Raw genomic sequence first — 22,855 nt, forward strand, 5'->3', positions numbered from 1 at the left:
CCAGGTTTCTGTAGGGGGCTAACCATTTATTTTTTTCACGCCCCTTCTTGAGGGGCTGGGGCGCCGGGCGTCAGCCATGATCGGCCAACGCGCCGTCACTCACGGCGTTATACTCCCAGGCTAAATTTTGAACTCAACCTATAAGGATTCGCCCATGAAAGCGTTCGGCAAAATCCTGGGTCTGGTACTTCTCGGGCTGTTGCTGATCATTGTGGCCCTGGGCTTCGCCCTGACCCACCTCTTCGATCCCAACGACTACAAGGAAGAAATCCGCCAGATAGCCCGCGACAAAGCCCACATTGAGCTGACCCTCAATGGCGACATCGGCTGGAGCCTGTTTCCATGGCTGGGTCTGGAACTGCACGAGGCCAGCGTGGCGACCCTGGCCAACCCGACACAACCGTTCGCCGACTTGCAGATGCTTGGCCTGTCGGTGCGAGTGATGCCGCTGCTGCGCCGCGAAGTGCAGATGAGCGACGTGCGGGTCGAAGGCCTGAACCTGCGCCTGAACCGCGACAAGAACGGCCACGGCAACTGGGAAGACATCGGCAAGGCGCCTGCCACGACGACAGCGAGCGCGCCGACTCCGGCACCGGCCGAACAGCCGTCGACGCCGGCCACCACCGCGCCCGAAAAACCGGCCCAGCCGACCCGCCTGGACATCGACAGCCTGACCGTGAACAACGCCCGGGTCGAATACACCGATGAGCAGACCGGCAAGCAATTCACTGCCGAAAGCATCCAGCTGAGCACCGGCGCGGTCCACGACTCGACCAACATCCCGGTCACTCTTACCGCGTTCCTGTCCAGCAACCAGCCAGCCGTGCGCGTGCGCACCGAGGTCACTGGCGAGCTGCGTTTCGAACGCGCCCTGCAGCGCTACAAGTTCGAAGACCTGAAACTGTCCGGCGAAGTCACAGGCGACCCCTTGCAGGGCAAGACCCTGAACTTTGCCGCCCAAGGCCAACTGTTCCTCGACAAGGCGGCGAACGTTGCCGAGTGGACCGGCATCAAGCTGTCACTCAACCAACTGCGCGCCTTGGGCGAACTGAAGGTCAACGACCTCGACAAGACCCCGCAGCTCAATGGCGGCCTGTCGATTGCCCAGTTCGACCTGGCGAAGTTCGTCGACAGCGTCGGCCAGAAACTGCCGGCCATGGCCGAAGGCAGCTTGAGCAAGGTCGAACTGGTCAGCCGTGTCGCCGGCACGCCGACCAGTGTCGAGTTCAACAATATCAACCTGAAAGTCGACGACAGCAGCTTCAGCGGCCGCATTGCCGTGGAGGACTTCGCCAAGCAGTCCCTGCGTGCGCAGCTCAAGGCCGACACGTTCAACGTCGACCGCTACCTGCCGCCCAAATCCGCCGAGGCCGACAGTTCCAAGGCTGCCCGTGAAGCCGAAGTCAGCAGCACCGAGGCCACTGCCATGGCGGGCGCCGGTACCACCCCACTGCCGAACGCCCCGACCCAGGGCGCCTGGAGCAACGACCGGCTGTTTCCGGTGGAGCGCCTGGGCAAGCTGGACATCGACGCCGACCTGACCTTCGGCCAACTGACCCTCGACAAGCTGCCGATCCAGAATGCCGCACTCAAGGCCACGGGCCTGGGCGGGCTGCTGACCTTGGAGAACCTGCGTGGCGATCTGTACAACGGCAACTTCGAGGCCAAGGGCACCCTGGACGTGCGCCAGCCGACGCCACAATTGAACCTGCAAACCCGCATCAACCGGGTGCCAGCCGAGAAGATCATCGAAAGCCAGGGCAAGGCTGCGCCCGTCAAGGGGCTGGTGACGCTCAACAGCGCGGTGACCGCCAGCGGCAACAGCCAGAAAGCCCTGATCGAGAGCCTCAACGGCAACGCCGGATTCGTCATCAACGATGGCGTGCTGCTCAATGCCAATCTCGAACAGCAGCTGTGCAAGGGCATCGCCACCCTCAATCGCAAGGCGCTCAGCGGCGAGCCCCGGGGCAAGGACACGCCGTTCCAGCAGCTCAACGGCAACCTGACGTTCCGCAATGGCGTGGCCAGCAACCCCGACCTGAAGGTGCGCATCCCCGGCATGACGGTCAACGGCAACGGCGATATCGACCTGCGGGTGCTGGGCATGGACTATCGCGTCGGGATCATCGTCGAAGGCGACAAGAGCGACATGCCCGACCCGGCCTGCCAGGTCAACGAGCGCTATGTCGACATCGAATGGCCGTTGCGCTGCCGTGGCCCGCTGGAACTGGGCGCCAAGGCATGCCGCCTGGACAGCGAAGGGATGGGCAAGGTCGCGGCGAAACTGGCCGGTGACCGCCTCGAAGACAAGATCGACGAAAAGCTGGGCGACAAAGTCAGCCCCGAGGTGAAAAACGCGCTCAAGGGGCTGTTCAAGCGATGACCGCCGAGCAATTTTCCAGCGCCGTGCTGGACTGGTTCGACCGCCACGGACGCCACGACCTGCCCTGGCAACAGGGCATCACGCCGTACCGGGTGTGGGTGTCGGAGATCATGCTGCAGCAGACCCAGGTCAGCACCGTACTCGGTTACTTCGACCGCTTCATGGCCTCGCTGCCCACGGTCCAGGCCCTGGCCGCCGCGCCGGAAGATGAAGTCCTGCACCTGTGGACCGGGCTGGGCTACTACACCCGTGCGCGCAACCTGCAGAAAACCGCGAAGATCGTCGTCGACCAGTATGGCGGCGAGTTTCCCCGGGATGTGGAGAAACTGACCGAGTTGCCGGGCATCGGCCTGTCCACTGCTGGCGCCATCGCCAGTATCAGCATGGGCCTGCGCGCGCCGATCCTCGATGGCAACGTCAAGCGGGTGCTGGCGCGCTTCACCGCCCAGGAAGGTTACCCAGGCGAACCCAAGGTGGCGAAACAGCTCTGGGCCACCGCCGAGCGCTTCACGCCCCAGGACCGGGTCAACGCCTACACCCAGGCGATGATGGACCTGGGGGCCACCCTCTGCACCCGCAGCAAGCCCAGTTGCCTGCTCTGCCCACTGAAAAAGGGCTGCGAAGCGCACATGCTGGGCCTGGAAACTCGCTACCCGATACCCAAGCCACGCAAAGAGGTGCCCAAGAAACGCACCTTGATGCCGATGCTGGCCAACCATGAAGGCGCGATCCTGCTTTACCGTCGTCCTTCCACCGGCCTGTGGGGCGGCCTGTGGAGCCTGCCGGAACTCGACGACCTCGATGATTTGCAACATTTGGCCCTGCAACACGCGCTGGAGCTGGGCACACAACAGGAGCTGCCTAGCCTGGTGCACACTTTCAGCCATTTCCAGCTGGCCATCGAGCCCTGGCTGGTCCAGGTCCGGGAAACCGGCCATCACGTGGCCGAGGCCGACTGGCTCTGGTATAACCTCGCCACCCCGCCGCGCCTGGGCCTCGCCGCTCCGGTCAAGACCTTGCTCGAACGCGCGGCCGCCGTATTGAACGCAGGAGAGTTGCAATGACCCGCACCATCATGTGCCGCAAGTACAAAGAAGAACTCGAAGGCCTGGAACGTGCGCCGTTCCCGGGCGCCAAGGGCCAGGACATCTACGACCACGTCTCGGCCAAGGCCTGGAGCGACTGGCAAAAACACCAGACCCTGCTGATCAACGAAAAACGCCTGAACATGATGAACGCTGAAGACCGCAAGTACCTTCAGGGTGAAATGGACAAGTTCTTTTCCGGCGAAGATTACGCCAAGGCCGAAGGCTACGTACCGCCGTCCGAATAAGCTGTCCAGGCCGGGGGCGAATCGTAAGCGACGGTAATAATTAAATATTTTTTGATAACGTGCTTGACGCCCCCCTGAAAAACCCGTTTAATGCGCCCCGTTGCCCAGATAGCTCAGTCGGTAGAGCAGGGGATTGAAAATCCCCGTGTCGGCGGTTCGATTCCGTCTCTGGGCACCACATACCGAAAACCCTGATCAAGTGATTGATCGGGGTTTTTTATTGCCTGGTGTTTCTTCCCCCCACCCAACCGACTCCGCTACATTCGACACTCGTCATTCCTCCTCCCCCAACAAACGAGTCGACATGGACATCACCGGCATCCCCTTTGGCACCACCGATTGGTCAACCATCGAACCCACCGTACACAAAGGCGTTACCGGAACGGCGTATTGGCGCACCCGGCAGTTCGGGAACATCCGGGTGCGGATGGTGGAGTACACGGCGGGCTACCTGGCTGATCACTGGTGCACCAAGGGCCATATCCTGTTTTGCCTGAAAGGCGAGTTGAACACCGAACTGGAGGACGGCCGGCAGTTTGTGCTCAAGCCTGGCATGAGCTACCAGGTGGCCGATCAGGCCGAACCGCATCGGTCTTCCACCGCCCAAGGTGCCACGCTGTTCGTGGTGGATTGATTCGAAGCGAGCGCCTCGAAGCTGTAGCATGGGCAGCCTTATTTTTACGTCAGGAGCCCGGCCCATGGCATCGGTGAACAAGCAGCAAAAGCGCACCCAGCGCGCCAAGGCGAAAGCCAAGAAGAACCGCATCCAGCGTGCCGCGGCACCAAACGACTTTCTGGACCCGAACGATGAGCGCATCGACCTGGAGACGGTAGACCTGTCGGAACTGTTCGAATCCATGCGCGCCGCCGAAAAGGTCAGCCAGCAGGCCATGTGCTCGGTCTTCCTGGCGCATCCGTTGCTGGCCCTCGTCCTGGAGCAGGAGGGCGAGGAAGAAGCCACTGACTTCATCTTTACCGCGCTGATCGAATACCGGCGCCTGACCACCGGTGTCGATGAGCAAGCGGCCCTGGACTGGGTCGAAAGCCCGCAATTCCAGGCTGACTATGTCGCCGCCTCCCAGGCGCTGACGCAGCTTCCTGATTAATTTCGCGCCTGGTCAATGAGAGGCGCCAGACGGGCGATAAAAGCGGATAACCCTTTCAGAAATCCTGTGTACCATTGACGCGGATTTTTTTCGTAACACGCCACCAAAGAGCTCTTTCCTGCATGTCATCGGCCGCACCCCACCCTTCCCTGATCCAGGCATTGCGGACCGAAACCGCCACCTTGCACATTGCCTTGGAGAAACGCCTGCCGTTTTTCTCCGAGCGCCTGGATCTCGCGCTGTATCGGCGTTTGATGGCGGCCTACTACGGTTTTTACCAGCCGCTGGAGCAACGGCTTCATGTGCTTGCGCTGATACCGACCGGGCTGGACCAATCTCTGCGTGTCAAGCTCCCGGTGCTGCGGGCGGACCTCACGGCGCTGGGCCTGGATGACGCCGCAATCGACGCCCTGCCGACTTGCCAGGCGCTTCCCCGGATCGACTCGCGCGCCGCAGCGCTGGGTGTTTCCTATGTGCTGGAAGGCGCGACCCTTGGCGGGCAGATCCTGCGGCGCCGGGTGGCTGAGCAGTTGGGGCTCGATGCTTCCAGCGGCGCGGCGTTCCTCGACGTTTATGGTGAGTTCACCGGCCGACGCTGGAAGGACTTCCTCCAATACCTGGATGACAGGAACCTTGGCCAAGCCCAAACGCTCGAAGTCACAAACGCTGCCAAGGCGACGTTTACCTATTTTGAACACTGGCTGGACGGCCAGGAGGTCCTGTTATGAACCCGGATAACCAAGAAGCCTTCGAAGAACTGCTGGCCAATTGCGCAGACGAACCGATTCGCTTCCCCGGGGCCATCCAGCCTCATGGCGTTCTGCTGATGCTGTCTGAGCCTGACTTTGTGATCCGCCAGGTCAGCGCCAACGTGCTGCAACTGATGGGCCACGCCCCCGACCGGCTGCTGGGCAAGACCCTGGACGCTCTGTTCGGGCTGGAGCAGGCCGAAGCCATTCTTGTCGCCTGCCGTGCCGCCCCTGAAAGCGACAACGTGCCCGTGGCTATCGTCGTGAACCAGTTGCGCTTCGACGCTCTGGTGCATCGCCATCAAGGCGCCCTGATCGTCGAACTGGAACAGCACCTGAGCGACTACCGCCCCGAAGGCGTCAGCGGCGAGGCCAACATGGGCCGCATGCTGCAACGCCTGCAAAGTGCGAAGACTCTTCAAGCCCTGTACGAAATCAGCGTGCGGGAAATCCAGGCGATGACCGGTTACGACCGCGTATTGATCTATCGCTTCGAAGAAGAAGGCCACGGCCAGGTGATCGCCGAAGCCAGCGCGCCGTCGATGGAGCTCTACAAAGGCCTGTTCTTCCCGGCCTCGGATATCCCCGAGCAGGCTCGCGAGCTGTACCGCACCAACTGGTTGCGCATCATCCCTCACGCCGACTATGCGCCGGTTCCTTTGGTCCCCGAGTTGCGACCCGATACCGGGGCGCCCCTGGACCTGAGCTTCGCCACGCTGCGCAGCGTCTCGCCGATCCACCGCCAATACATGAAGAACATGGGTGTGCTGTCGTCCATGAGCATCTCGCTGATGGAAGGCGAGCGCTTGTGGGGGCTGATCAGTTGCGGCAACCGCGAGCCGCTGCTGGTCCCCCATGAAATGCGCATGGCCTGCCAGACCATCGGCCAAGTGCTGTCGTTGCAGATCAGTGCCATGGAAGCCCTGGAACTGACGCGCCAACGAGATGCCAAGCTTGCGAACCTGAAGGTGCTCGCCGCCGCCATGGCCGAGTCCACCCATAACGTGTTTGACGGCTTGTCCCACGAGCCCCAACGGCTGATGGGCCTGGCCGACGCCTGCGGCGTGGCGATTCTGGAGGACAACAAGCTGCACCGCCACGGCCAATGCCCGGAGCCGGAGCAGATCCGCGAATTGCACAAATGGATCCTGGAAACCGGCCAGCCGGTGTTCGCCCACCACAACCTGGGCAGCGTTTTCGCGCCGGCCCAGGCTTACCAGGAGGTGGCCAGCGGCGTACTGGCGATCCACCTGCCCAAGCCGGTGGAAAATGGCGTGCTGTGGTTCCGCCCCGAGGTGAAGCAAACCCTCCAGTGGAGCGGCGATCCGCAAAAGCCCCTGGACCTGGAGAACAGCGAGACCGGCCTGCGCCTGCGGCCCCGGACGTCTTTCGAAATCTGGAAAGTCGAAATGGCCGGCATCAGCACCAAATGGAGCCATGGCGACCTGTTCGCGGCCAATGACCTGCGGCGCTCGGCCCTGGAGAACGACCTGGCCCGCCAAGTCCACAAGGAGCGCCTGGCCGTGCAGGCTCGCGACGAGCTGGTGGCGGTGGTCTCCCATGACCTGCGCAGCCCCATGACGGTCATTTCCATGCTCTGCGGCATGATGCAAAAGGCCTTCAGCTCCGATGGCTCCCACAGCTCCAAGCGCATTTCCTCGGCCATCGACACCATGCAACAAGCCACCAGCCGTATGAACGCGCTGCTGGAAGACTTGCTCGACACCTCGAAGATCGACGCCGGACGCTACACCATCAATCCCCAGCCGATCGCCGTCAGCCAGATCTTCGAAGACGCCTTCTCGCTGTTGTCGCCGCTGGCTATCGCCAAGGCCATCGACATGTCCTTCCAGGCCGAACCCGACCTGAAGATCAACGCCGATCCCGAGCGCCTGTTCCAGGTGCTGTCGAACCTGATCGGCAACGCCATCAAGTTCACGCCGCAGAAAGGCCGCGTGGGCATCAGCGCGATGTCGGTAGGCAATGAGATCGTGTTCAGTGTTCGCGACACCGGCGAAGGCATTACCGCAGAGCAGTTGCCTCACGTGTTCGACCGCTACTGGACAATCAAGGAAGGCAACCCGAACGGCACCGGCTTGGGGCTGTACATCTCCAAGGGGATTGTCCAGGCCCATGGCGGTAAACTGCACGCCGAAAGCCAGCCAGGCAAGGGCAGCGAGTTCACCTTTACCGTGCCAAAAATCGACTGAGCCGGGCATATCCCCTGACTAATTGGAAACCGAAGCCCAATGGCCTCACTGAACAAGCAGCAAAAACGCGCCAAGCGCGCCAAGGACAAAGCCAAGCAGATCCGTATGAGCGGGCGTAAATCCATCCCGATGTATGGCGACCCCGCCCACGCCACCGCTCAACCGCCGGTGTATGTGCTGGAGCTGTTCGCCAAGCTGCGCGAAGCCGAGGCCGTCAGCCGCGCCGAACTGCTCGACACGCTGCTCTCATCCATGAGCGTGATGATCAGCGAACGCCCGGGCCTGCTCGACCTGAAAAATGCCGAAAACGAACGCATGGCGGCCACCAACCTGGCCGCCGACATGCTGGTGGACTACCGCATGTGGGCCGACGACATGGACCGCGAGACGGCGCAGCGCTGGCTCAGCACCCCGGAGTTCATCAAGGACTTCAGCGAGGCGCTGGACCGGTATCGCCAGGCCATGGAAGAACCGAACGACGAGTAAGCCGGTTAGCTGTCGCCGGCGCGGCGGTCCTCTTCGCCTCACCTCGGACAGGAGATGATGCCGCTGCGCTGCTGCGGCTCATTCTGCACCCCAGCATTGCCGAACGGGACCCTATGGGGAGCGTTGAGCAGGACGGGGAGCGGCATTCATCGGATCAACCCTTCCAACCCCCGCCCAAAGCTGGCACCATCGCGCCTTTTTTTACGCGACTCCCCCGGGATTTTTACCGGTAAACACGGTTCAAACGGCCGTTCGGTTGTTGATGGCGCGACAGTCTGCTGCGGCGATGCGACAACCTGCCGCACATCACCGATTTACCCCCCGTAGCGCTGTTGGCGACCATTCGGACGCATGCTAGCTTGGCCGCCTCGCCACGGAAGGCAGCCAACAGCAAGGGAGCACACACCATGAGGACCGCACATGGCCCAGGCCACGCCCGCGCTTGAAATCCGCAACCTGCATAAACGCTACGGACAGTTGGAGGTGCTCAAGGGCGTCTCGCTGACCGCCCGCGACGGCGATGTGATCTCGATCCTGGGTTCCTCCGGTTCCGGCAAGTCCACGTTCCTGCGTTGCATCAACCTGCTGGAAAACCCCAACCAGGGTGAAATCCTGGTGGCCGGCGAAGCGCTCAAGCTCAAGGCCGCGAAAAACGGCGAGTTGGTCGCCGCCGACGGCAAACAGATCAACCGCATGCGCAGTGAGATTGGTTTTGTGTTTCAAAACTTTAATCTCTGGCCGCACATGAGCATCCTCGACAACATCATCGAAGCCCCACGCCGGGTGCTCGGCCAGAGCAAGGCCGAGGCCATCGAAGTCGCCGAAGCCTTGTTGGCCAAGGTCGGCATTGCCGACAAGCGCCACGCCTACCCCGCCGAACTCTCCGGCGGCCAGCAACAGCGCGCGGCCATCGCCCGCACGCTGGCGATGCAACCCAAGGTGATTCTGTTCGACGAACCGACCTCCGCCCTTGACCCGGAAATGGTCCAGGAAGTACTTAGTGTGATCCGCGCCCTGGCCGAAGAAGGCCGCACCATGCTGCTGGTGACCCACGAAATGGGGTTCGCCCGTCAGGTCTCCAGCGAAGTGGTGTTCCTTCATCAGGGCCTGGTCGAGGAGCAAGGATCGCCACAGCAGGTCTTCGAAAACCCGCTTTCGGCGCGCTGCAAACAATTCATGTCCAGCAACCGCTAACGGAGCAGTACATATGCAGATCTACAAGAAATTCCTTTTGGCCGCTGCCGCCAGCCTGGTGTTCTCGGCCAATGCCATGGCGGCCGAAAAGCTGAAGATGGGTATCGAAGCGGCCTACCCGCCGTTCAACAACAAGGACGCCAGCGGCCAGGTCGTGGGCTTCGACAAGGACATCGGCGACGCCCTGTGCGCCAAGATGAAAGTCGAGTGCGAAGTGGTCACCTCCGATTGGGACGGCATCATCCCGGCCTTGAACGCCAAGAAGTTCGACTTCCTGATCTCCTCGCTGTCGATCACCGAAGAGCGCAAGCAGGCGGTGGACTTCACCGACCCGTACTACTCCAACAAGCTGCAGTTCATCGCGCCGAAAAACGTCGACTTCAAAACCGATAAGGACTCGCTCAAAGGCAAGGTCATCGGTGCACAACGGGCGACCCTGGCCGGCACCTGGCTGGAAGACGAATTGGGCAGCGACATCACCGCCAAGCTCTACGACACACAGGAAAACGCCTACCTGGACCTGACCTCCGGCCGCGTCGATGCGATCCTGGCAGACAAGTACGTCAACTATGACTGGCTGAAAACCGACGCCGGCCGCGCCTACGAATTCAAGGGCGATCCGGTGGTGGAAAGCGACAAGATCGGCATCGCCGTGCGCAAGGGTGACGACGAGCTGCGTAACAAGCTGAACGCCGCGCTCAAGGAAATCGTCGCCGACGGTACCTACAAGAAAATCAACGACAAGTACTTCCCGTTCAACATCTATTGATGCTGACGTGCCTGGCCGACGCTGCTGCACCGCAGCGCCGGCCCTTTGCAAAGCCTGCCGCGATATGAACACACACCCATGATGATCGACCTCTACGGATTCGGCCCGGCGCTCGCCGCCGGCGCGCTGATGACCGTCAAACTGGCACTCTCGGCCTTGTGCCTGGGGCTGGTGCTGGGCCTGCTCGGCGCCTTGGCCAAGACCTCGCCGTACAAGCCGCTGCAATGGCTTGGCGGCACTTACTCGACACTGGTCCGCGGTATTCCGGAATTGCTCTGGGTGCTGCTGATCTACTTCGGCACCGTCAACCTGATGCGTGCACTGGGCGAGTACCTAGGCAATCCCGACCTGGCCCTCGACGCCTTCGCCGCCGGCGTCATCGCCCTGGGCCTGTGCTTTGGCGCCTATGCGACGGAAGTGTTTCGCGGGGCGATCCTGGCGATTCCCAAGGGGCACCGTGAAGCCGGCGTCGCCCTGGGCCTGTCGAAATGGCGGATCTTCACCCGGTTGATCATGCCGCAGATGTGGCGCATCGCCCTGCCCGGCCTGGGCAACCTGTTCATGATCCTGATGAAGGACACCGCGCTGGTCTCGGTGATCGGCCTGGAAGAAATCATGCGCCACGCACAGATCGGCGTGACCGTGTCCAAGCAGCCATTCACCTTCTACATGGTGGCCGCGTTCATGTACCTGGGCCTGACCGTACTCGCCATGGCCGGCATGCACCTGCTGGAACGACGCGCCGCGCGCGGCTTTATCAGGAGCACCCAATGAACTGGGAAGTCATCATCAAGTGGCTGCCAAAACTGGCCCAGGGCGCGACGCTGACCCTGGAACTGGTGGCCATCGCCGTGATCGCCGGGCTGTTGCTGGCCATCCCGCTGGGTATCGCCCGCTCTTCACGCCTGTGGTACGTGCGGGCGTTGCCCTACGCCTACATCTTCTTTTTCCGTGGCACTCCGTTATTGGTCCAGTTGTTCCTGGTGTATTACGGCCTGGCGCAGTTCGATGCCGTGCGCAGCAGCGCGTTGTGGCCGTACCTGCGCGATCCGTTCTGGTGCGCGACGGTGACCATGACCCTGCACACGGCCGCCTACATCGCCGAGATCCTGCGTGGCGCGATCCAGGCCATTCCGCGTGGCGAGGTCGAAGCCGCCCGGGCCCTGGGCATGTCGCGGCCCAAGGCGCTGCTCTACATCATGCTGCCCCGTGCCGCGCGCATCGGCCTGCCGGCCTACAGCAACGAAGTGATCCTGATGCTCAAGGCCAGCGCCTTGGCCAGCACCGTGACCCTGCTGGAACTCACCGGCATGGCCCGCACCATCATTGCCCGGACTTACCTGCCGGTGGAGATCTTCTTCGCGGCCGGCATGTTCTACCTGTTGATGGCGTTCCTGCTGGTGCAAGGCTTCAAGCAGCTGGAGCGCTGGTTACGCGTCGATGCCTGCCAAGGACGCTGACGGCGGCGTGTTGACGGGCGAGGCACTGCTCGCCCGTTTCACGGCGCTGGATGGGTTTCTCACCGCACACCAGGCCTTGTGGAAACCGCGGCCGTTCACCCATTTGCAGCTCCCCTGGGAAACGTCTTACCCACAGATGGCCCATTGGCTGCGCCAGCGCTCCTTGGAAGCCGCCGAACACGACCATCACCAGCCCTGGCTGATCGAGCACGCGCCGGCTCCCTTTGCGGAACTGGCGGCCGCCTCCCGCACCTTGAGTTCAGTTGCACCCCTGCCCGCACGGACGCTGGACGCACCGGCCCATCGCCTCAATGTCGAGGTGCCCGGGCGTAAATGGCAGCAGATCGAAGCCTTCGCCAGCCGCCTGCGCTTTGCCAGCGAACCCATCCATTGGCTGGACTGGTGCGCCGGCAAAGGCCATCTCGGCCGCCGCCTGCTGCACGGCGAGCAACGCCTGACCTGCCTGGAATACGACCCCACGCTGGTCGATAGCGGCCAGCAGTTGAGCCAGCGTCACCACTTGCCTGCCATGCACCTGCGCCAAGACGTGCTGGCGGCAGACGCCGCCCAGGCAATCGCCCCTGAACACACACCGGTGGCCCTGCATGCCTGCGGCGACCTGCATGTGCGCTTGCTCCACTTGGCCTGCGCGGCCGGGTGTGCGCAGTTGGCCATCGCCCCGTGTTGCTACAACCGCATCAGCGCCGAGCACTATCAGCCGCTGTCCGACGCGGCAAAGGGGTCCGCCCTACAGCTGTCTCTCGACGATCTCGGCCTGCCGTTGACCGAAACCGTCACCGCTGGCGCCCGGGTGCGACGGCAACGAGACCAGTCCATGGCCCGCCGCCTGGGCTTCGACCTGCTGCAACGGCAAATCCGAGGATGCGACGACTACCTGCCAACCCCGTCCTTGCCCAGCGCCTGGCTGGAAAAATCCTTCGCCCAATACTGCATCGATCTGGCGGCCCTCAAAGACTTATCCACAGTCGGCGCGCCCGATTGGGCCGCACTGGAAGCCGCGGGCCAGCAACGCCTGGCCGAGGTGCGCAACCTGGAACTGGTGCGTGGTCTTTTCCGACGCCCGCTGGAGCTTTGGCTGGTACTGGACCGGGCACTTTTCCTCACCCACAAAGGCTACACCGTGCGCCTCGGCACCTTCTGCGAAACACCCCTGACGCCGCGAAACCTGATGCTGCTGGCAGAGCGTCATTAAATCCTCGCAGCCTGTGGATAACTCTGTTGATGGAATCTGCCTGGATCCAACGGAACCGCGATTTGTTGACCGAATTCACTGTGTTCATTTTTTGTTCATATGGATAAAAAACCATGAAAACAGCTATTTGCGACCCAATGAGAACGTGTTCACAAAATGGCCAGGTTCAAGCGGCTGCATCCATCCCGTTGTGCATAAGCATCTAAGCAAAACGACATAACCGCCGAATTCCGTGCTGCTCTAACGCGCTAATTGCACCTGGCTGGCCGGTGCTATACAACAACCGAACGTATCCTGATTGACACCCTGCCGACACATTCAAGGATTGGTCGTGACGTTCATTTCCTACGCACAAAACTTCGAAGACATACGCCTGTGGCGCGCCCTTCAACAGGTGGAGAACGGCTTTTACCTCGACGTCGGCGCCAACCATCCGACCGATGATTCCGTTACCCGGGCTTTCTACGACCACGGCTGGCAGGGCATCAACATCGAACCGGTGCAGGCCTACTACGCCGCGCTCTGCCAGGAACGTCCCCGAGACATCAACCTGCAATGCGTGGCCGGCGACAACGCCGACAGCCTGACCTTCTACACCATCGCCGACACCGGGCTGTCCACCGTCGAACCCAACGTCGCCCAACAGCACCGCGACGCCGGCATGGACGTGCGCACCCAAACCGTCCAATCCCGCACCCTGGCCTCGATCTGCGAAGAGCATGTGCAGGACCGCCCCATCCACTTCTTGAAAATCGACGTGGAAGGTCACGAAGAAACCGTGCTGCGCGGCATGGACTTCAGCCGCTGGCGCCCCTGGATCATCCTCATCGAAACCCCATGGGCCCGCGACCAGGCCTGGGAAACCCTGGTGACCGGCGCCGGCTACCAGTCCATCCTGTTCGACGGCATCAACACCTACTACCTCGCCGAAGAACACCTGGCCCTCAAGCCCGCCTTCGACATCCCACCCTGCAACCTCGACGGCTTCCAACTGCGCAAAGGCCACCCCTTCAGCCACCCCCTCGACGACACCGACGCCCAACTGACCGCCGCCCTGCAACGCGCCGAGCAGGCCGAAGCCCAACTCCACGCCATCCAAAACAGCCGTACCTGGCGAGCCTTGCAGAAACTGCGCAACGTACTGCACCGCACCTGAGCCAACCCCGCGCAAAAATAGTCAGAATTCAGGGGTTTACAGAACGCGCCCAACCGCTATAATCGTCGCCCACACGCCGGTATAGCTCAGTTGGTAGAGCAACTGACTTGTAATCAGTAGGTCCCGGGTTCGATTCCTGGTGCCGGCACCATACAAGGTTCCAGAGAAGGCTTTCAAAATCTCTGAAACCCCCGAAAAACCCGCCTTCTGGCGGGTTTTTTCGTTTTGGCGTTCCGTCGGATTCCGCCAAAATCTTATGGATACCAGCCGTTTTAAGGATAAAGATAGGGGTAAGGTCATTCGATAAAGGGAGGAGTACCCTTATGTCGCGCACCACTGCCCCACTCTCCGATTCGGCTTGCCGTTTAGCCAAGCCCACCGACCGCGCCTACAAGCTTTTCGACGGCGACGGCCTCTACCTTTTAGTCCAACCCAATGGCCGCAAAGGCTGGCGTTTCAGGTATGTAAAACCTGATGGTCGTGAAGGACTGACCTCGTTCGGCAACTACCCCGTGGTCGGCCTCGCCGATGCGCGCAAGAAGCGCCTGGAGGTCAAGCGGATGCTGGCGGAAGGGATCGACCCCATCGAGTCCAAACACCAAGCCAAGACGCAAGCCACAATCCGAGGCCGAACCTTTGAGAGCGCAGCCTTGGACTGGCACAAAGCGATGTCTGCCAAATGGGCTCCGGGCCATGCCAAGACGGTCCTGAGCCGTCTCAAAACCCATGTTTTTCCACTAATCGGTAATCGCGCTATTGTCGACCTAGACACTCACGACTTGATGCAACCTCTGGAAGCAATCCAGAAGCGTGGCACGATTGACGTCGCGTTAAGGGTACAAAACTACCTGCAAAGCATCATGCGCGAGGCGAAACGTGCTCGACAGATCGCGGCAAACCCGGCCTCCGACCTTGAAGGTTTGATCAAAGCTCCGAGGGTAGTTCACCGCCCAGCGTTACCCTTATCGCGTCTGCCTGAATTGCAGGAGCGCATCGACACCTACAAAGGACGAGCACTTACTCGGCTGACGGTCATGCTCTCGCTGCATGTGTTCGTCCGCTCCAGCGAACTGCGCTTCGCCCGCTGGAGCGAGTTCGACCTCAAGCGCGGCACCTGGGAGATACCGGACACTCGACCCGCGCTGGACGGAGTACCCTTTTCAACAAGAGGTACGAAGATGGCCGGGGACATCCACCTTGTACCCTTATCGCCGCAAGCCGTGACCCTGCTTGAACAGATCCGTACCCTCACCGGCAAATTCGACCTGGTATTTGCAGGCGATGCCAAGCCCTGGAAACCCATGTCTGAAAACACGGTGAACAGTGCGCTCAGAAAGATGGGGTACGACACCAAAGCCGAAATTTGCGGGCATGGGTTTCGGTCGATGGCCTGTAGCGCGCTGATTGAGTCAGGGCTGTGGTCCGAGACAGCCATTGAAAGGCAGATGAGCCACAAGGAGAGGAATAACGTCCGAGCTGCCTATATCCACAAGGCTGAGTTCATCGAAGAGAGGAGGCTGATCATGAACTGGTGGAGCCGGTATCTTGAGGTCAATCGGCAGGAGCATGTTACCCCGCACGAATTTGCGAACCAGACTGGCGCGAATGTCACTCGGCTAAGGACAAAACGTGGCGCAACAGACTAAGCGCTCGGCCTCCGGGCCACAGCTCCGCACAAGGAAAATGGGCTTGTATTGATTACCGCTTGCATGCACGTTGAATAGCAAGGCCTTTGACGACTGGCTGCATTCGCCCCTAGCCGGTCGAAGTGAAGCGAAAGTACGCATCCCCACAGCATAGGCAGAATCGTGCACGTCGTCCGGCCTTTCACTTGGGTAGAATTGCTTATTGGTCGGCTTTCAAAACTACTGCTGCGACCGCTGCGGCGAAGGTATCAGGGCCACATGCCCCTAGAATGTGAAGTGGTATTCCGAGTTCATCGCACACTAACTGCGCCTGAGCGCGCTCCGCGGCTAAGAACTTGATAGTGTGGTCAATATCCAATTCCCGGCTATCTCGTTCTCGTATGCGAGTCGCAATTGTATTAGCGTCCGCCTCCAGCAGCAAAACTCCATCGAGGCGAAGAGCCTTAAAAACGTCCGCAGCCAAAGGTGAAAATTCACCCTGAGCATCTAGCAACACAAAATGCCCGTCCAGCAGTAACCGAGTGCCAGCCTCATTGTGGCGAGTGACAGCATTCGCCAGTGCTATCTGATTGGCGTACACATCACCGACCCGTTTATCCGTCCTCCAGTCAGGTAACGCGCGCTCCTCCTTGATCAGCTTACTCGCTGAGGTTTGCGTTAGACCTAAGGCCTTAGGAAGTTGAGAGGCTAGGAAAGTCTTCCCAACACCGTGTACACCTGCGACGAATATGTTCATACAGATCCCTCCGATGGAAACATTGCGCGCATTACGCGTGGGAAATCGTTAGGACCCAGATAGAGAAAGGACTGAGGTGGTGTGAAGTTCGCGAAAAGATCCTTCGGATCGACCTGAACTTCGGCGATCTTTATGCGCTGGATCATCACACCGAACGCAGTCTTCTTTCCTTTGACATAAGCCTTGAGTTCGTCATAGGTCACGCCGCCCCCGTTGGCATCTGCCAAGGTCCACAGACTCTCAAAGTCGCATTCCTCAATCCGATCGATAAAGGCTACTCCTACCAGCCTCTGCTTTGGTGCTGACGAGTACAACACCATGACGCCAATATCGTTGGACGGCCAGCTTCGACGTAACTCAACGCGCTTCGTCCCTGCAAGGATCAGGTCGGCGTATTTTGGCTTTATCGAAAGTAGGACAGCCCTACCGCTCGGTTGCTCGAATGATTCGGGAAAAAGACTCATCAGATATTTTCGTGATCGATTGAATGGGGCCCCTGACGATCCGCGAGCGCTTAAGGTCCGCATACTCGAGGGGGGGCTCGAAGTGACATATCAGACGGAATAGCATCACCTTGGTCTCAGTCCTGGCCATTTCCTCTATTTGTTCATCAGAGTACACGGTTCTACGGCTCACAATCTGTGCGATATCGTCAGCCGCTTCCGACCACTCGTATCGCTCAACAACACCCAGTGTCGTCAGCGCACGCATGTCGCGACTGCGATAGAACATTACGACATCGCCTGGACGCGGCTGTTTGCTGGGGGTGTGACAAAGGTATGCGAGTTTGATCGCATTGCTGACATGCCTTTGCGGATGGTTATCAGGCAATGCATGCCCTGGACGCTGATAGTCCGGGAACAAAATGTCATGGTACTGAGGCTGAATTGGCACTATAAATTTATGGACATCATCACCGCCCATGTAATGCGGATAATAGCGCTGGACGTACTGGAACGGGTCGATCTGCAGCGGAGGCGGGGAGACAGGATGCGCTTTTACGTAAACTGCGTCCCCTTGGTAAAGCCCCTCGTAGCGAAAACCGAAGTCTTCAATCAGGGTGATCAGTTGTGACTGCTGAACGTTGTTAGCGTGCAGAAAAATCGACTCACATTGGTGGTTTGTCGCGTACTTGAAGGCAGCCCGGAGAAACAACTCTCCGAGTTTCCTTCCACGAACGGTTTCGCCGACCTTGAACGTGCAGAGCTTCAATGCCCTGCCGACAAGCACCTCACCATCGTCCGTTACAGCCTGGTCGGCCTGAACAGCGTAAATACAGATAGCCGCTATAGCCTGATGAGCGTCTTCGCGATAGACCCAAGCACGACGCCCCTCCATGGCCTTACGACGAAACCAATCGTTAAAACCATCGTAGCCCGCACGGATACTGTCGAAGAATGGCCCAGCCAGTTGGTGGGTCAACGTATGGATTTCAACGTCTTCAATGTGCGGGAGTCGCACCTCACCAGGCTCATGGAGCCGGCGCAGCCAGTCGTCGGCAGTCTGGATGAAGTACACGCGGCTACTCAGTCCGCGTGCCCGCGCCTTACGGTGCAACCCCTGATCCTCGGTCACCAAAACGTGCGCTGCATCATTCTCTAACGCGTAGAGAATTTCATTGTCACAAGCGTCGTTTACCGAAGTTTCAGGCGAGTTCCATGGACAAGCCGGCCCAGCCTGCAGTTGAGTGTACTGACCGAGCCTGGCCAAAGTGCGCTCGCGCCGAGCCTCATCAGTGTCACGCCTGATGTCCGCGGCTGACGCAGGGTGGTAAAGCAGTTGGTAGCCGTGCGCACTGCACAACCTCACGAAGTTTGTAAGGCTGGGCTGCAGTACCACCATGGAGTCCTGAAGCGGGATCAGGATGTTGGTGTCTAACAAGAAACGAAGACGCAATGCCAAGGATGCCTCCAGGTGGCGCGGTCTAACGCACGACATTAGCTGTCGTACACGAGGTTACGCCCGTTGACTACTCTCGCCACTCAACCCAAGACATTGCTGATGGACTGATGTTATTTAGCCACGGAGTCTAGGCAGACAGCCGGTAAACCGCAACGCACATCGCTGCCGAGCCCTGAATAGAGAAAATACAAGCAGTCGGCCAGATGGGGCGGGATAACACAGCGTTCGAAATCTAGATGATCCGCTTGTCCACGCGGGTCCATCCAAGCAGGGCTGCAAAGCCGCCCTGCTTGGATGGACCTCACTTAAAAAATCTAAAGCCCACGCAACTATCTGTGGAAAACCACTGATTTCCACCGGTGGATAATTTCATCCACAGCCGCAGAATTCCCGAAAACTCGAGCCTTGACCCGAATTATCCACAGGCGTAGAAAAGATCGGGCAAAGCGCTGTCGTTGACAGCAACCCAAGTAGCCAGAACCTTTAAGGCTACGCCACACCGTGGTGGTTCTCCCAAAGTGCGATTAGCGTCCGGCGGCTCGCACGGTCACAGCGATGTGATGGATGCCTACTTTTACCAGTGTGCCCACTGCGGCAACTTCCCCCTTTCATAGCTGGCCTGCAGCAACCTATCCGCTTGGCTATTTCATTGCGCCAACCTGCGCCCGTCTCTTTCTCTCGGAAAGAGACGGGCGCTCCTACCACTGCTGCAGCCCACCTCGTACAAGGCATTGCGGCATTTCCCCTCGTGACAATCGGCGTGACAAACACCGAAGTCACCAGCAACAGCGATGCAGATGATGGTGCCGCAGCCCAGGGAATGGACTGCACCTGACTGACAGTCAGGCATGCCCCGGTCATCGCTTCACTGCCTTCACCTGACTTTGGATCTCGCGGCGCTGGTCTCGTCAGCCAGTGCAGTCTCCACCCGCCCACCGCTATCGGTGTTCAGGAGGCCAGATCATGAGACGCCCAAGCTCCCGGTCGTAAGGAGCCGTCAGTCCCGCGTTAGTGGACAACCCTCACAGGTCGCAGGGGCCTTGATCCCTGATAACACTCAACATTCGTGGCGGGATGACGTGGGGAAGGTTTTAAAAGTTTTGGCTTTGAGCGGAGTTCGATCATGGCACTAGTAGGTAAACGTGACGGGCGCAATTATGGCTATGGTCGGCAAATGAGTTATGCCGGGCCGCAGGCGTTAAAAGACATGTTCAGCGGAGGGCATTACGGGACCGTCAAAGCGCATAGTGATCGTTGGCAGGCATTCGTGCGCTGGTGCCACTCAGACGATGGACCAGGACTCAACGATGCACGGCATATAGATCGCCAGATCTTGTCGGATTACGCGGCGCATCTGCGTCATTTAGTCGAGCGCGGCGACCTCACTATCGCCACCGCACAAAATCGATTATCCAGCGTGAACCGGACCATGGCAGCGCTTCGCGGTGATCAGCGCGTGAAAGTGCCGAGTCCGAGCAAGGCGCTGGAAATGCAGCGCACCACAATCCGCACGACAGTTCCACAAGGCCAGGATCGCGAACACGTGATGCGCATCCTAGATGCGCTCCGCAAACAGCATCCTCGTGCCGCCGCCATCGCACAGTTGGCACGCACCACAGGGATGCGCCTGCGCGAAGCCATCTTAGCCGACCTACCGCGTCTTCAACGGGAGGTCGAACACTACGACAAGATCAACATTCAGGATGGCACCAAAGGAGGTCGCTCGGGAGCGTCAGCACCTCGCTGGATAGTCGCAAATGATCATATTCGCGAAGCATTGAACTACGCCGAGCATGTGTCGCCCACCGGTAGTCGCAACCTGCTGGCACCTAATGAAAGCTATCGAGACTTTCAGCGGGAAGTCGTCCGCCTCGCACGGGGCATCCTGCAGACCCATCACCTCAAAGGCTTCCACGAATTGCGGGCGGCCTATGCGTGTGAACTCTATGAGCAGATCACCCAGCATCCCGCGCCCATCAATGGCGGCCATTGCTATCAACTGGACCAGCGATTGGATCGTGAAGCTCGGGCGCAAATCAGCTATGAACTTGGTCACGGGCGTATCGACATAGTGTCGGCGTACATCGGAGGCCGAGCATGAGCAAAGCATTCGAAATGGAGCTGTTTCTGGCGGGCGTCCTGAGCGGGTCGCATTCCACGCGCCAGCGCCATATTCGGCAGGCTAAGGCTATCCAAAATGCAATTGCAGACCGCTGGCATCGAGACAACCCGTGGACGTGGCAGCGGAAGCACCTCGTGTGGCTTTTAAATCACCACGTGAATGGGCATGCGGAATCATCACGCTATTACTTTGTGCTGACGATACGGTTGATCACGAAGCGATTAGGAAAGTCATGGCAGTTCAGCCATAAGGCGAAGGACGCTAATCGCCATTATCTTCGTCTCCCAGGTTCTTGAGAGTTTTCCAGCCGCTCAACCCGCATCCCGCATCCCGCGCGGGGCACGCATCCCTGCTAGTTGTTCATCAGTGGATGAATTTACCTTAATCGGTCTGCTCCACCGCAGTTCGACCCGTTCGTTCTGAGTCCTCTCATGCTCGATGTCGTCGTGAAGAACGTCCACCACCAAGCAACTCACACTTGGCCACTCGTCTTGGCCAGATCGGCGAGATAGCGTGAAAGATCTTCCGACAGGTTCAGGGATATCCCGATCCTGGCCGCCTCGATGGAGGAAGGTTGTTGGGCATCTTAAACCGGCAAACGCTCACTTGAATTTGCAGGTCATCGCGAGGCGCTTCTCGACGTCTGCCGTTTTTAGGCTGATTTAGCTTTCCGGGCGACGTGGCTAGCATCAAGTCAGCATATCCACGCTGGGAGCTCTAAGGGCTTGATAACACACAGCATTCGTGGTCGGATCAATGGCCGAGTCGATAATCGGTTTAGACTCAAGCCCTTGAATAATTTGAAGGAGCAACCCTAAACAGCATCGGAGGTTGAATATTGGCCCCATCTAATGGCACACTGACACTAATGAGCAGATGAAAGTATATATTAAAGCTAGACATCCAATCATCATAAAAGTATAGGCAGATAGTAGGGATATTTACTTCAAGCTTCAAGGCAGTAGAAGGAGAAAGTGCAGTGATGGAATATATAAAAGCTTGGAAAGAGACTTTATCAGATGTCCGAGAACGAAAGCGTATGGAGAAAACCACGCCGTCGTACTCTCAACATCGACACGATTTAACGCGCATGCAACAAACACTTTCATTTATGCTTTGTCTTTTTTTCGTGCCCCCTGCTGGCATACTCCATCTTTTATCACCACTCTATACAGTAATTAAAGGCTGGGGAACAACAAACCGGCGCATTGCAGCGTCGACAACATGATGAACAACAGCATGCCCAACACAGCGCAAAAAAATAGTACTCTGATTCTAAATATAAGACATATGCGCTTAACAACAACGCTAGCCACATTGACTCTCGCTTTAATTATTAGTCTTTATGCCATCAAGACTCTTGCAGAAACATCCAGTACCGAAATAAAAGAACAAAATCAAGAAGAGTTAAGTCTGACAAATCACAACAACCTGAAAGACTATCTTCTTATTCAGGAGATCGTCCAGTCGATGACTCCCAAAGCGGATTCCAGCACACGAGATCTCGCACTGGAAGTAAAACTCCAAGCTGAAAAAATAAAAAACCTAGAGAAAGAAGTCTCAGAGCTAAGAAAACCTGACGATAACAGCGTGGCCACGCTTTTATTATCCGCTGTATCAGTAATCATCACTGTACTTGGAGTACTTATTGCGATACTAGCAATACTTGGGTATCGCAACATCAAGAACGAAGCTATTAAAGACGCTCGAAAAACCGCAAAAGAGACTGTAAAAATAGTCGCCAAAGAAGAAATTCCGAGAGCAACAGAAGAGAACATAATTAAGCTAATCGAAGAAAACAGATTCGACAGGTTAATTCAAAACGCTGTGGAAAACATTGTATATCGAGATACTTCAATGTCGGATGAAGTTGCAGATGAGGAGCGGTCAAATTGAGAACTTCGCCAGAATGGAACTCTTTGAGCGATCATCAAAGAACCGTCATATCTTCGCATCAAACTAATCTGCCAGTGGCGGTCGGAGCAATCGCCAAGGATCTCGGATTAACCATCCTTAAATCTACTATGCCAGGTTCAATTTCAGGAGAAATAAGGGAGACGGAGGGAGTTATTACGATCAAGGTTAATCGCCACGATGTTAAAGAAAGGCAACGATTTACTATTGCGCATGAAATCGCGCATTTTTTGCTACATCGTGAACGTCTCGCTGGCGGCATCACAGATGATGTACTTTATCGCTCGAGACTCTCGGATGATCTGGAAAGAGAAGCCAATAGATTAGCGGCAGATATAATAATGCCTGCATCGCTTATCCAAGAAGCGCTAACTATGCATGGCGCGCTAAAACCAGATGATCGATATAAAAAAATCGCTGAGCTCGCCCAAGTATCGCTCGCTGCAATAAAAATTAGGACGGGGAAAAAATAGTTT

22 protein-coding genes and 2 tRNA genes are annotated in these 22,855 nt (G+C 58.5%); 21 read left to right on the plus strand and 3 right to left on the minus strand.

Features of this window, described 5'->3' with window-relative positions:
• Positions 1 to 154: 154 nt before the first annotated feature.
• From AD664_RS19215 to AD664_RS19295, 17 genes are all read left to right on the plus strand, one after another.
• Positions 155 to 2,383, plus strand: coding sequence for an AsmA family protein (locus tag AD664_RS19215; RefSeq protein WP_053148667.1), 2,229 nt, complete (start codon positions 155 to 157; stop codon positions 2,381 to 2,383).
• Positions 2,380 to 3,447 carry an A/G-specific adenine glycosylase gene (gene mutY, locus AD664_RS19220; protein ID WP_053148671.1) on the plus strand — a complete coding sequence of 356 codons (1,068 nt, stop codon included), beginning with the start codon at positions 2,380 to 2,382 and terminating at the stop codon, positions 3,445 to 3,447. The genes AD664_RS19215 and mutY overlap by 4 nt, the downstream gene beginning before the upstream one ends.
• A complete protein-coding gene (locus AD664_RS19225) occupies positions 3,444 to 3,716 on the plus strand; it encodes an oxidative damage protection protein (RefSeq protein WP_053148674.1) in 273 nt (90 codons plus the stop codon). Before mutY ends, AD664_RS19225 begins: the two co-directional genes overlap by 4 nt.
• A 102-nt stretch (positions 3,717 to 3,818) precedes the next feature.
• Positions 3,819 to 3,894: transfer RNA gene (locus AD664_RS19230), tRNA-Phe, on the plus strand.
• A 126-nt stretch (positions 3,895 to 4,020) separates the two neighbouring features.
• A complete protein-coding gene (locus AD664_RS19235) occupies positions 4,021 to 4,350 on the plus strand; it encodes a DHCW motif cupin fold protein (RefSeq protein WP_042728148.1) in 330 nt (109 codons plus the stop codon).
• Positions 4,351 to 4,414: 64 nt separating this feature from the next.
• Positions 4,415 to 4,822 (plus strand): hypothetical protein, encoded by a 408-nt coding sequence (locus AD664_RS19240; RefSeq protein WP_053148678.1) that lies wholly within the window; start codon positions 4,415 to 4,417, stop codon positions 4,820 to 4,822.
• Positions 4,823 to 4,944: 122 nt separating this feature from the next.
• Entirely contained in the window at positions 4,945 to 5,550 is a 606-nt protein-coding gene (locus tag AD664_RS19245; RefSeq protein WP_053148681.1) for a biliverdin-producing heme oxygenase, read from the plus strand.
• Entirely contained in the window at positions 5,547 to 7,781 is a 2,235-nt protein-coding gene (locus AD664_RS19250) for an ATP-binding protein (RefSeq protein ID WP_053148684.1), read from the plus strand. The genes AD664_RS19245 and AD664_RS19250 overlap by 4 nt, the downstream gene beginning before the upstream one ends.
• Before the next feature lie 39 nt (positions 7,782 to 7,820).
• The gene (locus AD664_RS19255) at positions 7,821 to 8,267 is read left to right on the plus strand and encodes a hypothetical protein (protein ID WP_053148687.1); all 447 of its coding nucleotides are present in this window, start codon (positions 7,821 to 7,823) and stop codon (positions 8,265 to 8,267) included.
• Positions 8,268 to 8,687: 420 nt separating this feature from the next.
• Positions 8,688 to 9,461, plus strand: a complete 774-nt coding sequence (locus AD664_RS19260) for an ABC transporter ATP-binding protein (RefSeq protein WP_042728139.1) — start codon at positions 8,688 to 8,690, stop codon at positions 9,459 to 9,461.
• Positions 9,462 to 9,474: 13 nt separating this feature from the next.
• Positions 9,475 to 10,230 carry an ABC transporter substrate-binding protein gene (locus AD664_RS19265; RefSeq protein ID WP_053148690.1) on the plus strand — a complete coding sequence of 252 codons (756 nt, stop codon included), beginning with the start codon at positions 9,475 to 9,477 and terminating at the stop codon, positions 10,228 to 10,230.
• Positions 10,231 to 10,308: 78 nt separating this feature from the next.
• Positions 10,309 to 11,004, plus strand: a complete 696-nt coding sequence (locus AD664_RS19270) for an ABC transporter permease (RefSeq protein ID WP_053148693.1) — start codon at positions 10,309 to 10,311, stop codon at positions 11,002 to 11,004.
• A complete protein-coding gene (locus tag AD664_RS19275) occupies positions 11,001 to 11,690 on the plus strand; it encodes an ABC transporter permease (protein ID WP_053148696.1) in 690 nt (229 codons plus the stop codon). Before AD664_RS19270 ends, AD664_RS19275 begins: the two co-directional genes overlap by 4 nt.
• Entirely contained in the window at positions 11,671 to 12,903 is a 1,233-nt protein-coding gene (locus AD664_RS19280; protein ID WP_053148699.1) for a methyltransferase, read from the plus strand. Before AD664_RS19275 ends, AD664_RS19280 begins: the two co-directional genes overlap by 20 nt.
• Positions 12,904 to 13,234: 331 nt before the next feature.
• Positions 13,235 to 14,059 (plus strand): FkbM family methyltransferase, encoded by an 825-nt coding sequence (locus AD664_RS19285; protein WP_053148702.1) that lies wholly within the window; start codon positions 13,235 to 13,237, stop codon positions 14,057 to 14,059.
• Between the two features lie 75 nt (positions 14,060 to 14,134).
• Positions 14,135 to 14,210 (plus strand) — tRNA-Thr (locus AD664_RS19290).
• 172 nt (positions 14,211 to 14,382) lie between these two features.
• Positions 14,383 to 15,705, plus strand: a complete 1,323-nt coding sequence (locus AD664_RS19295; protein WP_053148704.1) for an integrase arm-type DNA-binding domain-containing protein — start codon at positions 14,383 to 14,385, stop codon at positions 15,703 to 15,705.
• Positions 15,706 to 15,904: 199 nt separating this feature from the next.
• Here AD664_RS19295 and AD664_RS19300 read toward each other — a convergent pair whose 3' ends face one another.
• From AD664_RS19300 to AD664_RS19310, 3 genes are read right to left on the minus strand one after another with little or no spacing between them, the layout of a single operon-like run.
• On the minus strand, positions 15,905 to 16,441 hold the full coding sequence (locus AD664_RS19300; protein WP_053148707.1) for an ATP-binding protein: 537 nt from the start codon (positions 16,439 to 16,441) through the stop codon (positions 15,905 to 15,907).
• Positions 16,438 to 16,905 carry an ASCH domain-containing protein gene (locus AD664_RS27200; RefSeq protein ID WP_065946692.1) on the minus strand — a complete coding sequence of 156 codons (468 nt, stop codon included), beginning with the start codon at positions 16,903 to 16,905 and terminating at the stop codon, positions 16,438 to 16,440. Before AD664_RS27200 ends, AD664_RS19300 begins: the two co-directional genes overlap by 4 nt.
• Complete coding sequence (locus AD664_RS19310) at positions 16,865 to 18,343, minus strand: GNAT family N-acetyltransferase (RefSeq protein ID WP_218187112.1); 1,479 nt, start codon at positions 18,341 to 18,343, stop codon at positions 16,865 to 16,867. Before AD664_RS19310 ends, AD664_RS27200 begins: the two co-directional genes overlap by 41 nt.
• 1,123 nt (positions 18,344 to 19,466) lie before the next feature.
• On the opposite strand from AD664_RS19310, the gene AD664_RS19315 reads away from it, so the two are divergent.
• The 4 genes from AD664_RS19315 to AD664_RS27210 all read left to right on the plus strand — a co-directional run bounded on the left by AD664_RS19315 (position 19,467) and on the right by AD664_RS27210 (position 22,852).
• Positions 19,467 to 20,444, plus strand: coding sequence for an integrase domain-containing protein (locus tag AD664_RS19315; RefSeq protein WP_053148716.1), 978 nt, complete (start codon positions 19,467 to 19,469; stop codon positions 20,442 to 20,444).
• Positions 20,441 to 20,761 (plus strand): hypothetical protein, encoded by a 321-nt coding sequence (locus tag AD664_RS19320; protein ID WP_053148718.1) that lies wholly within the window; start codon positions 20,441 to 20,443, stop codon positions 20,759 to 20,761. The genes AD664_RS19315 and AD664_RS19320 overlap by 4 nt, the downstream gene beginning before the upstream one ends.
• A 943-nt stretch (positions 20,762 to 21,704) precedes the next feature.
• Complete coding sequence (locus tag AD664_RS19325) at positions 21,705 to 22,361, plus strand: hypothetical protein (protein ID WP_053148721.1); 657 nt, start codon at positions 21,705 to 21,707, stop codon at positions 22,359 to 22,361.
• Complete coding sequence (locus AD664_RS27210; protein WP_172679741.1) at positions 22,358 to 22,852, plus strand: ImmA/IrrE family metallo-endopeptidase; 495 nt, start codon at positions 22,358 to 22,360, stop codon at positions 22,850 to 22,852. Before AD664_RS19325 ends, AD664_RS27210 begins: the two co-directional genes overlap by 4 nt.
• The last annotated feature ends 3 nt before the right edge of the window (positions 22,853 to 22,855 follow it).

It is taken from the genome of Pseudomonas sp. P97.38, assembly GCF_001269745.1.
GTDB lineage: Bacteria > Pseudomonadota > Gammaproteobacteria > Pseudomonadales > Pseudomonadaceae > Aquipseudomonas > Aquipseudomonas chlororaphis_E.

Bases quoted from the DNA above. Each gene is read 5' to 3' on its own strand.
- AD664_RS19325 (WP_053148721.1), top strand. From the start codon at position 21,705: ATGCCCAACACAGCGCAAAAAAATAGTACTCTGATTCTAAATATAAGA.
- AD664_RS19295 (WP_053148704.1), top strand. From the start codon at position 14,383: ATGTCGCGCACCACTGCCCCACTCTCCGATTCGGCTTGCCGTTTAGCC.
- AD664_RS19320 (WP_053148718.1), top strand. From the start codon at position 20,441: ATGAGCAAAGCATTCGAAATGGAGCTGTTTCTGGCGGGCGTCCTGAGC.
- AD664_RS19315 (WP_053148716.1), top strand. From the start codon at position 19,467: ATGGCACTAGTAGGTAAACGTGACGGGCGCAATTATGGCTATGGTCGG.
- AD664_RS19240 (WP_053148678.1), top strand. From the start codon at position 4,415: ATGGCATCGGTGAACAAGCAGCAAAAGCGCACCCAGCGCGCCAAGGCG.
- mutY (WP_053148671.1), top strand. From the start codon at position 2,380: ATGACCGCCGAGCAATTTTCCAGCGCCGTGCTGGACTGGTTCGACCGC.
- AD664_RS19215 (WP_053148667.1), top strand. From the start codon at position 155: ATGAAAGCGTTCGGCAAAATCCTGGGTCTGGTACTTCTCGGGCTGTTG.
- AD664_RS19300 (WP_053148707.1), bottom strand. From the start codon at position 16,441: ATGAACATATTCGTCGCAGGTGTACACGGTGTTGGGAAGACTTTCCTA.
- AD664_RS19225 (WP_053148674.1), top strand. From the start codon at position 3,444: ATGACCCGCACCATCATGTGCCGCAAGTACAAAGAAGAACTCGAAGGC.
- AD664_RS19250 (WP_053148684.1), top strand. From the start codon at position 5,547: ATGAACCCGGATAACCAAGAAGCCTTCGAAGAACTGCTGGCCAATTGC.
- AD664_RS19255 (WP_053148687.1), top strand. From the start codon at position 7,821: ATGGCCTCACTGAACAAGCAGCAAAAACGCGCCAAGCGCGCCAAGGAC.
- AD664_RS19265 (WP_053148690.1), top strand. From the start codon at position 9,475: ATGCAGATCTACAAGAAATTCCTTTTGGCCGCTGCCGCCAGCCTGGTG.
- AD664_RS19245 (WP_053148681.1), top strand. From the start codon at position 4,945: ATGTCATCGGCCGCACCCCACCCTTCCCTGATCCAGGCATTGCGGACC.
- AD664_RS19280 (WP_053148699.1), top strand. From the start codon at position 11,671: ATGCCTGCCAAGGACGCTGACGGCGGCGTGTTGACGGGCGAGGCACTG.
- AD664_RS19235 (WP_042728148.1), top strand. From the start codon at position 4,021: ATGGACATCACCGGCATCCCCTTTGGCACCACCGATTGGTCAACCATC.
- AD664_RS19275 (WP_053148696.1), top strand. From the start codon at position 11,001: ATGAACTGGGAAGTCATCATCAAGTGGCTGCCAAAACTGGCCCAGGGC.
- AD664_RS19270 (WP_053148693.1), top strand. From the start codon at position 10,309: ATGATGATCGACCTCTACGGATTCGGCCCGGCGCTCGCCGCCGGCGCG.
- AD664_RS19260 (WP_042728139.1), top strand. From the start codon at position 8,688: ATGGCCCAGGCCACGCCCGCGCTTGAAATCCGCAACCTGCATAAACGC.
- AD664_RS27200 (WP_065946692.1), bottom strand. From the start codon at position 16,905: ATGAGTCTTTTTCCCGAATCATTCGAGCAACCGAGCGGTAGGGCTGTC.